Origin of the sequence: Streptomyces sp. NPDC051662, assembly GCF_040681655.1 — a bacterium.
Classification (GTDB): Bacteria; Actinomycetota; Actinomycetes; order Streptomycetales; family Streptomycetaceae; genus Streptomyces.
Window position 1 is genome coordinate 1 of sequence record NZ_JBFAZD010000064.1, and the last position, 6,772, is coordinate 6,772.

General features: G+C 72.4%; 2 protein-coding genes. Both read left to right on the plus strand.

Features of this window, described 5'->3' with window-relative positions; genetic code table 11:
* Positions 1–2,280 (plus strand): SDR family oxidoreductase (locus AB0M67_RS41495; protein ID WP_365753390.1); only part of this gene is annotated, 2,280 nt, incomplete at its 5' end.
* 26 nt (positions 2,281–2,306) lie between these two features.
* Positions 2,307–6,772 (plus strand): beta-ketoacyl synthase N-terminal-like domain-containing protein (locus tag AB0M67_RS41500; RefSeq protein WP_365753391.1); only part of this gene is annotated, 4,466 nt, incomplete at its 3' end.

Sequence of the window (6,772 nt, forward strand, 5' to 3'; positions counted from 1 at the left end):
ATCGTGGAGGAAGCGCCTGTCCCGCCGGTGCGGGAGACGTTGGCGCAGGACTCGTATGTGGTGCGGGTCAGTGCGGCGGATGAGACCGCGTTGCGCGCCCTCGCCGACGCCTATGCCGAACGGTTCGAGACAGCACGCGACGACTGGGAGACCGCCGACCTCTGCCATACCGCCAACACCGGCCGCTCCCCGCTGGAGTTCCAGACCGCGGTGTACGGACGCAACTCCGCCGAACTCGTCACCGCGCTGCGCTCCGTCGCCGCCGGCGGCGTTCCGGTGGCTCGCGTCGACATCGATCTGACCGCCGAAGAGGCGGCGGGCCGTACCGGGTCGACGGCAGCGGCGGCCCGGCCCGCCGAGGTCGTGGAACTGGTCAGGGCGGGGTACGCGCACATCGACTGGGCCTCGCTCTCCGCGAAGGGCGCCCGCGTCACGGACCTCCCCACCTATCCGTTCGCGCGCGGGTCGTACTGGCGCACCACCGACCCCGCCGACGCGCCGGATCCGGCAGCGGCGGGCAGCGAGGCCGTACGTGTCGAGTGGCGCGCCCGGGAACTGGCGCCCGCGCCGGTGGCCGGTCCGGCCACGGTACGTCTGGTCGCCGTCGACGCCGAGATCGGACGTGCGCTGACGAGAGCCCTCCGGGACCGGGGCGTGACCGTCGTCGAGTCCGGTCGAGAGGCGGACACGACCATCGTGCTCGACTCTCCGGGCAGTCAGCGGAGCCACGGCGATCGGCCCATCGAACTGGGCGGTTTCTGGGAGGAGTTGGGCGGCCTGATGAAGACACTGCCCGCGCACGGGAAACTGCTCTGGGCCGGATTCCACGCCGCCGCCGTGCATCCCGATGAGCGCCGCGGTCTGTCCCCCGAGCGCGCCGCCATGGCCATGGCCGTACGGGCCGCTGGGGCCGAGAACCGAAAGCCCACCGCGGTCGTCCATCTGGATCCGGCCGACCCGGCCGAGGTGTGGGCCGTCCAACTGGCGGCCGAGTACGCCGCCTTGAGCACCGGACCGGCGGCCGGGGCCGACGCCGGCACGGTGGTCTCCGCCTACCGGCGAGGCGTCAGATACACCCCGGAACCGGTGCCCGCGCCGGCCACCCCGCCGTACGCTCCGCCGGCCTCCGGGTACTACCTGGTCACCGGCGGACTGGGCGCCGTAGGGCTGCGTCTGACCCAGCGGCTGATCGACCGAGGAGCCAGGCGCGTCGGCATCATCGGCCGGTCGGTCGTCGACGCCGAGAGCTCCGCCCCTCTGCGGGAGCTGGCGAGGCGCGCCGAGGTCGAGTACCTCGTCTGCGATGTGTCCGACCCGGCGGCGCTCGCCGCTGTGGCCGGGCGGTTCGGCCGGCGCTGGGGTCGGCTGGTCGGCGTCGTGCACTCCTCCGGCGGGGTCAACCCGTTCGGGGCGATGCACCGCCGGACATGGGGCGATGCCGAGAAGGTGCTCGCCCCCAAGGTCCCCGGCTCGCTGAACGTCGTACGGCTGGCCAAGGAACAGGGCGCCGACTTCACCGTCCTGGTGTCCTCGATCGCCGGCACACAGGCGCTGGCCGGCCGGGGACTGGTCGACTACAGCCTCGCCAACGCCTACCAACTGGCCCTCGCCGAAAGGGAGAACGACGCCGTCACCACGGTCACCGCACACGCGTGGCCCAACTGGACGGGCATCGGCATGAAGGCGGACGCGTCCTTCTCCGCCGCGTACGCGATCAGCGCCGAGCAGGCGGTGGACGCCTTCTTCGACCACGTGCGGTCGGGTGGCGCCGTGATCTTCCCGGGAAGCACTCCCGACACCCCGACGGAGGCCGCGCCCTCCAGCGAGCCCGTCGGGTCCGTCGAGCCCGTCGGGTCCGTCGGGTCCGTCGGGTCCGTCGGGTCCGTGCCGATGGTGGCGCGAGCAGAACCACCCTCGCCCCCCGCGGCGCGCACCCCGCGAGACGTCACGGAGATGCGCGCACGGGTCAGGGACGCCTTCGTCCAGGTGCTCGGGGAGGACCCGGGAGACCGTCCGCTCCAGAGCCTCGGGCTGGACTCCCTGGTGATCGCCGAGCTGACCACGGCCCTTGAGCGGCGCAGTGATCTGACCGTCGATCCTTCGCTGCTGATGCGGGCGCGTACGGCCGACGAGATCGCGGCGGAACTCGCCGCCCATGAGGCGCCGTCCGCCCACCGTCCGTCCACCCCCGACCCCGAGGACGTGCCCACCTCCGCTCTGAGTGCCTTGCTGCGTCCTCTGCTCGTGCACGACGGGCAGCGGGGAGTGGGACGGGCATGACCGGAGAGCCGAACGAAAGGACTGCTGTGAGCGAGCGCGACACCCGCATCGCCGTGATCGGCCTCGCGGTACGGCTCCCGGGCGCCGAGGACGTCGTCGACCTGACGGCCCTGCTGGCCCACGACGGGGTCGAGGTCGGCGAGGTCCCGCCGAGCCGGTGGGCCCGCGAGCTGTACCGGGGCGAGGGGCCCCACCAGGGCACGCACCACCGCGGCGGCTTCCTGGTGGACCCGTTCTCCTTCGACCACGAGGCGTTCGGCATGAGCGCCGAGGACGCCGTGCTCCTCGACCCCCAGCAGCGCGTGATGCTGGAGGTCGGCGCACGGGCCCTGGAGGACTCCGGGTACCTGGGGGTGCGCCGTCGACTCGACGCCGGTGTGTTCATCGCCGCGCGCATGAACGCGTACGGATTCGACCAGGGGCGAGGCACCGTTCCGCCCGGCCCGGCCGGTCCCGTCGGGATACCCGGGCCGGCCGCCCTGTGGGGGCGGTCGCAGAACTTCATGGCGGCCTGGCTGTCCGACCGCTTCGACCTGGCGGGCCCGAGCCTGGTGGTCGACACCGCCTGCTCGTCCTCGCTGTCGGCGGTCTGGCTCGCCTGCCAGAGCCTCGCCGCCGGGACCTCCGAGCTCGCCCTCGTCGGCGGAGTCGACCTGCTGATCGACCCGCTGACCTTCGTACTCCTCTCCCGCACCGGGGCGCTCTCCCCGGACGGGCTGTGCCAGACCTTCGACAGCAAGGCCAACGGCTATGTGCCCGGCGAGGGAGCCGCCGCTCTGGTGCTGAAGCCGATGCCGGCGGCGCTGGCCGACGGCGACGTCATCCTCGGAGCCATCAGCGGGGTCGCGGTCAACAACGACGGCCGCACCATGGGGGTCACCACACCGAACCTGGAAGCCCAGATCGACCTGTTGGGCAAGGTGTACAAGACCATCGACCCGGCGACCGTCCAGTACGTCGAGGCACACGGCACCGGCACCGCCATCGGCGACCCGATCGAAGTACGGGCGCTCACCGAGGTGTTCGCCGGACACGGCGTCCCCCGCAACTCCGTCGCACTCGGTTCGATCAAGCGCCGGATCGGCCATCTGCACTCGGCGTCGGGGCTCGCCGGACTCGCGAAGATCATCGTCGCGATGCGCGAGGGTGTCGTCCCGGCCGTGGCGGTGGAATCGCCCAACCCGCGCCTCAACCTCGCGGACAGCCCCTTCCACCTGCCCGACACGCGCCTCCCCTGGCCGGACGCTCCGGTGCGCCGGGCCGCCGTCAGCGGATTCGGCTTCGGCGGCACCAACGCCCATGTGGTGGCCGAGGCCGCTCCCCGCACCGACAGCACCCTCGCCGGGTCGGCCCGATCGGCCGGTTCCGCCGGGCGGTCGGTGCCGGTCCATGTGCTGCCGCTGTCCGCCGACAGCCCGTACGCGCTGCGGGAACTGGTCGCCCAGTGGCTGGAGTTCCTGCCGACCCTGACGGACGGGCCCGGCGAGCTCGGCGACGTATGTGCCACGGCCCGCCTGGCACGGCCGCACCGTACCGCGCGGCTGGCCGTCGTCGGGGCGGACGCGGATCAACTGGCCACCGCTCTGCGTACCTGGCTCCTGCGGGCCGGTGTACAGGAGGCCCCTGCTGCCGGTGGCCCCCGCACCGCCGTGTCCGTACGTCCCGAGGCGTCCGCGGCCCCGCCCGCGTGGCTGACCGCCCTGGACCGCTCGGCGCCGGCCGTCCATGAGGTCATCGGTCTGTTCGAAGCGGCCACCGGAACCCAACTGGCCACATTCTCAGGAGAGTTGCTGCGGATCGCGTCCGGGGTCGCCCTCTCGATCGCGCTGCGCGATCTGGGACTGCCCGAAGGTGTGGTGGACCTGCCCCCGGGATGGGAGGCGGTCGGGGACTTCGTACGAGGACGTGTCCCGCTGGAGCAAGCGCTGGCCGATGTTCTGCGGAGCGACAACGAACTCGTACGCGACGCCCGGGATCACGCCGCCGGCGACGGCCATGACGTTGGCGCACGGCTGGCCGAGGCCCGCGACGAGTGGGAGGTCGCGGCGGTGCTCGCCGGGATCGCCGTCGAGCTCTTCCAGGAGGGCCAGGAGATCGACTGGGCGGTGTTCCAGCAGGCCATGGGCGTGACGTGGAGCAAGCGCCTGCTGCCCTCCGCGCAGCCGCGCGGCCGTGCCCTGAACCTGGCCGAGCCCCTGCGCTCGGCCGAACCGGGGGCGCCCGCCGAGCTGATAGCGGACGAGGGTGCGGCCGGGTACACGTTCTCCCGTGTGTTCGGTCCGGCCGAGGCACCCATCGCCCAGCACGCGGTGTACCGCACGCTCATGCTCCCGGGGGTGGCGTGGTTCGACTTCCTGCGCGAAGGTGCCGCACTGCGCGGCGAACCCTTCCACGGGGCCCGGGACATCCTCTTCCACCGCCCGCTCATCCCGTCCGGGGCGCACCGGGTCATCGGCCGGGTGGACGCGGAGAACCGGTTCAGGGTCGAGGACCCCGAGAGCGGGGAACTCTTCGTCACCGGCCGGCTCGCCACCGGGCGCGCGCCCGAGCCGCCGCTTCCGGTTTCCTTGGCCGCCCTGCTGGCCGACTGCGCCGACTCCGCCGTGCACGCGGGCTCGGGCCTCTACCGGTGGCTGCGGCGGATCGGCTACCACCATGGCCGCTACTATCGGAACATCTCCTGGGTGGCGAGCCTGCCGGACGGCGGCACCCTCGCCCGTATCGAAGGCGCCCGGCAGCGGGAGCTGAACCCGCCAGGCGTGCGGCTGTTCCCCGGGCTCCTGGACAGCGTGACGGTCGCGGCGATCGACCCGGCCAATCCGGTGTTCGGCACGGCGGACGCGTCCGCGTTCATTCCGCTCTCGGTGGGCCGACTGGATGTCCTCGGACCGCTGGACGACGCCGCCTACGTGCGGACGGAGATCACCTTCTGGAACGACGAGGCCTGCCGGGTCACCCAGACGGTGACCGATGAGGCGGGGACACCGCTGCTGGTCTTCGGCGACATGGCGTCCAAGAGGGTTCCCGTCCAGGCGTTCAGTGCGGGGGAGACGCCCGCCCCGGTCGTGCCGGCGATGCCGGGCGCCCCGGTCGCGTCGCCCGTCCCCGTCGCGGCGCTCGCGCCTGTCGTGGCACCGGAGCCGGAGCCGACTTCACTCCCGCCGGCGCCACCTCGCCCCGCGGCCCCGGCGGCCCCCGCCGCCTCGCGGTCCGCGCGGGCGCTCACCTGGTTCCTGGCGTTGACGGGCACCTCCGAGGAGCACACCGATACGGAGTTCCTGTCCGCCGGGTTCGACTCGGTGGGCCTGGTGACACTGAGCGAGCGCATCTCTCAGGAGCACGGCCTGTCCCTCTACCCGACGGTCTTCTTCGAGTATCCGACCCCCCGGCAGTTCGCCGACTTCCTGGTGGACGAGGCACCGGAACTCGTCGACACGCTGGCGGACCCGGCCGTGGCGGAAGTGCCCGAAGTGCCCGAAGTGCCCGTACCGATGGCGCGGGCCACCGTTACGTCACGAAGACCCGAGGCCGAACCCCCGGCCAAGTCCCCCGTATCCGCTCCGGAATCACGACCGCGCGACATCGCGGTCGTGGGCGCGGCGGTCAAACTGCCCACCGCGGGCGACCTGACCGCCTTCGCCGAGTTGCTCGCCGAAGGCCGGGACACGGTCCGCCCGCTGCCCGAGGGGCGTTGGGACCCGGCGGCCGGTCCGGTCCCGTGCGCCTCGTTCCTTGACAGTGTGGACGAGTTCGACCCGGCTCCCTTCCGGATCTCGGCCCGCGAAGCTCCCCTGATCGATCCACAGGCGCGGATCGTGTACGAGACGATCTGGGAGGCACTGGAGGACGGCGGCCGGATCGGCGGACGGGCCGAAGCCGACAACACCGGTCTGTGGATCGCGTACAGCCACGACCACTACCACGAGGAGCGGGTGCGCCACGGCGTGCCCGACGGGCGTGGCCTCGGACTTGAGGCGATGATTGCGAACCGGCTGTCCTACCTGATGGACTGGCACGGCCCGAGCGGACTGGTCAACACCCTCTGCTCGTCGTCCCTGGTCGCCATCCACTCGGCACTCCAGCACCTGCGCACCGGTGATATCGACACGGCGGTCATCGGGGCCGTGCACGCCGGTATCAGCCCGGAGTACTTCCGGTCGATGGGGGACCTGAGGGCCCTGTCGCCCCGGCATCGCAGCCGTGCGTTCGACAACACCGCCGACGGTTTCGTCCCGGGAGAGGGAGCCGTGGCCGTGGTGCTGCGGCGGTACGACGACGCCCGGCGGGACGGTGACCGGATCCGGGGCGTCATCAAGGGAGCCGCCGTCAACCACGGCGGACGCACCACCCGCTACTCCGCGCCCAGCCCGCGTGCCCAAGCGGACGTCATCACCGCCGCGTTGGGTGATGCGGGTGTGTCGGTGGAGTCGATTGGGTTGGTGGAGGCTCATGGGACGGGGACGGGTTTGGGTGATCCGATTGAGGTGGAGGG